The sequence below is a fragment of the Mesorhizobium sp. M2A.F.Ca.ET.037.01.1.1 genome (genome assembly GCF_003998075.1).
Lineage (GTDB): Bacteria > Pseudomonadota > Alphaproteobacteria > Rhizobiales > Rhizobiaceae > Mesorhizobium.
The window spans coordinates 1-3,019 of sequence record NZ_RZSA01000827.1 but is presented as its reverse complement, the minus strand read 5'-3'; the positions used below and the strand labels follow the sequence as shown (position 1 = coordinate 3,019).

The window sequence follows — 3,019 nt, the reverse complement described above, 5'->3', positions numbered from 1 at the left end:
CAACGCGCGTCTCGCCAGGAGATTGTTATAGAGCGCCAGCCCGAACGTTGCGGCCGCAAGCAACAGAAGCAGGTTCTTCCTGGACTTTGCCGTCATGGTTGGAATTTAGGCGGGGGTGCGAAAGCAGGCGAATTTTTGCAGTGGTGGGCTGCTTGCTATCAGGCCGACCCTTTCTGAGGCAGATCAGTCTCTTCCTCGGTTTGGTCGCGCAGGCTTTGCTCGGCCTCCTTCTTATCAGTCCCGCCCGACAGCTTTTGCCGGGCGAGCTCGCGATCCACAACCTTCCGCGAGCCTTCAACCGGATCTTCTTGCGGCGAATCCCTGTCCGCTCCTGCTTGCTGGCCGGTCCTACCACTGCTTGGAGTGGATCGCACAGGATCTTCGTTTTGGCGCGACTTCGTCATTGAGCACCTTCTCCGCTTTGGTCGGATGTCTGCTGGCTTCCGGGCAGGCTGGAGGCAGGGTCCAAACCTTTGTGGCCGCCCTTTGTTCCGTGCGCGGCGCGACCGGCCTCGCCACCTTCCGCAACCGGGCAGAACCAACGGCTGCTCACTGCAACAAATGTGGTTGAGGCTGAACCGCTGCACTTCTACGACTGCGGCAAGCGTCCGGTTGCCTGCTGCGTCCGCCTCGCGATGGAGGAACCATGACGCGCCACTCTCCACTCAGCCTTTTGGAATTCGAAGCGCTCACGCAAGCAGCTTCGAAACTGTCGAAGGATCACGGCGAGACGCTGGAAAGCGTGGTGACCTCATTGTTCGAAGCGCTGCGCGAAGGAGAGACCTGCCCAAAGGCGGTTCTGGACGCGGTAATCGCGGCGCTTGCCAAAGGAGATCCGCTAGACTAGTCGGCCGGCCTGCCGGACCCCTCGGTATCTGTTCAGGCTCAACGGCTTCCAGGGTATCGATCACAGGCGCCAGCGAATTCTCTTCATCTCGACTGGATTCCGACCCTCTGTTTTCTTCGCCGATTTTGTCCAGCGCGCGTTGGATGGCGTCTTCAATATTGCCGACCTCCTGCTCCCGCACCTCGCGACCGTAACCGGCGGCGTCGGCGTCCTGTTCGAATTGCTGCGCCAGCATCGGAACGCTGATCTCGGTTTCGGCGGGCAAGTTGCCGACATTCTCTTCCAGCCAGCTGCGCAGGAATTCTTTCGTCGCGTTCATGAGCACCTCCTCCTTGACGCGAGATAACTGGACGATGACGCCGATGTTCCCGCAAATCCTAGACCGCGGGGAATGAAACGGATCGCCGCACCGTGGGGAGCTTGAACACTCTGGCAATCTGCTCGATGGCTTTCCACGGCGAGAGCGATTGACACGAGGGGACGTTGCCGCCTCGAGCTAGGTTGCAGCCCAACATATCCAGCGGGAACCCGGATTGCTCTCAGCCGTTCGCAGGCATGGCAACATTGCAGCTTCGAGAAGCGCTGACCAAAGTCGGCACACTGACGTCCCGACCGGCGGCCTTTTTGGTTTTGGGCGGCTACACTGTTGCTTGGTACTTATTCGAGCGGGAGACGCTTGACTGGCATGGCGCCGCGACGCTGGTCACCTGGGCAATGACGCTGTTTATTCAAAGGGCCGAGCATCGCGACACCCAAGCGCTGCAGGCGAAGCTCGATGAGCTGATCAAGGCCAACGACAAGGCTCGCAACGAGATCGCCGGAATGGACGACAAAGAGCCGGAGGAAATCGAGCGAATGCGCGATGTCGGATAAGGCGGAAGTTAACTTCCTCATCGACCGGACTGCCTTCAGAGCCAAGTCGTTGAGAGTACGGCGCCAGCGATGATGACACTCTTGTCGGAACTTCGGGTCTCCGGGCGGATTAGGAAGAGTGCCGCAGGCACATCCCTACACCCAAGGAGGACCTAAGATGCCGAAAAAAGCTTCGTCCGCGACCTCGAACGGCTTGGAAAGCCTGTTCTTGGACGGACTAAAAGACCTCTACTACGCGGAAAAGAAGATCCTGAAGGCTTTGCCAAAGCTGGCGAAAGCAGCACAGTCCGAAAAGATAAGCGCCGCTTTCGAAAAGCACCTCAAGGAAACCGAAGACCAGGTGGACCGCCTGGAGCAAGTCTTCGACATGCTCGGCAAGCCGGCCAGGGGCAAGACCTGCCCGGCCATTGACGGCATCATCGAGGAGGGCTCGGAAATCCTCGAAGAGTACAAGGACGAGCCGGCGCTTGACGCAGGGCTGGTTGGCGCCGCCCAAGCAGTCGAGCATTATGAAATCGCGCGCTACGGCACGCTGATCGCATGGGCCGAACAGCTCGGCCTCAAGGATGCTCTTCCACTGCTCCGGCAGACTTTGAAGGAAGAATCGGCAACCGACGAGGCGCTCAACGCTCTTGGTGAGAGCGACGCCAATCAACGTGCCTTGCAGGCGGCCTAGCAACGCCCAACACTTTGCATTGGCGGCGCCGTCGCTCCGTGCGAGCTGCAGAAAGGAGAACTCGATGAAGAAGACCTGGAAGAAACCAACCATGTGTCAGGTGGCGGCGGGCTTCGAAATTTCGCGATATCTGCCTGCTGAAATCCGGCGGAAAAAGTAGCCCGTGAATTGCATGCCCTGCTCAACGGGGCATGCAATTCTTTGCGATATCAGAAGACGCGGACGCAAATCGACCGCAGCCGCAAAAGTGGCGCCGGTCAGTTGGCCCGCGGGGCATGCATTGCCATGCGCGTGAAGATCATCGGATCGGCGGCGGGAGGCGGCTTTCCGCAGTGGAACTGCAATTATCGCCTGAGCCGCGCGGCCCGCGCCGGTGTGCCCGGTCTGCGCTCCCGAACCCAATCGTCCGTCGCCGTATCGGCGGACGGAACAGGTTGGGTTCTCTTCAACGCATCGCCCGACATCCGCCAGCAGATTGCGCAAACGCCCGAGCTGCAGCCCGCGGCCGACGCACCGCTGCGCTCGACGCCTATCCGCGCTGTGGTGCTGACCAATGCCGATGTGGACCATGTCGCCGGCTTGCTCAGCCTGCGTGAGCGAGAGCCTTTCGCGATCTATGCGAC

At 60.1% G+C, this 3,019-nt stretch carries 6 protein-coding genes; 4 read left to right on the top strand and 2 right to left on the bottom strand.

The genetic code is table 11. The features are described from left to right. Positions 1 to 158 precede the first annotated feature (158 nt). Together EOA27_RS29710 and EOA27_RS42455 are read right to left on the bottom strand one after the other, a co-directional pair. Positions 159 to 404, bottom strand: coding sequence for a hypothetical protein (locus tag EOA27_RS29710; RefSeq protein WP_126081296.1), 246 nt, complete (start codon positions 402 to 404; stop codon positions 159 to 161). Between the two features lie 285 nt (positions 405 to 689). After that, entirely contained in the window at positions 690 to 1,166 is a 477-nt protein-coding gene (locus EOA27_RS42455) for a DUF768 domain-containing protein (RefSeq protein ID WP_127257901.1), read from the bottom strand. 236 nt (positions 1,167 to 1,402) lie between these two features. On the opposite strand from EOA27_RS42455, the gene EOA27_RS29700 reads away from it, so the two are divergent. The 4 genes from EOA27_RS29700 to EOA27_RS29685 all read left to right on the top strand — a co-directional run. After that, entirely contained in the window at positions 1,403 to 1,720 is a 318-nt protein-coding gene (locus tag EOA27_RS29700; RefSeq protein ID WP_127257899.1) for a low affinity iron permease family protein, read from the top strand. 157 nt (positions 1,721 to 1,877) lie between these two features. Then, on the top strand, positions 1,878 to 2,396 hold the full coding sequence (locus EOA27_RS29695) for a ferritin-like domain-containing protein (RefSeq protein ID WP_126083715.1): 519 nt from the start codon (positions 1,878 to 1,880) through the stop codon (positions 2,394 to 2,396). A gap of 64 nt (positions 2,397 to 2,460) precedes the next feature. Further along, complete coding sequence (locus EOA27_RS29690) at positions 2,461 to 2,556, top strand: pyrroloquinoline quinone precursor peptide PqqA (RefSeq protein WP_126064473.1); 96 nt, start codon at positions 2,461 to 2,463, stop codon at positions 2,554 to 2,556. Positions 2,557 to 2,681: 125 nt separating this feature from the next. Continuing rightward, a partial coding sequence (locus EOA27_RS29685) for an MBL fold metallo-hydrolase (RefSeq protein WP_127257897.1) occupies positions 2,682 to 3,019 on the top strand: 338 nt, incomplete at its 3' end.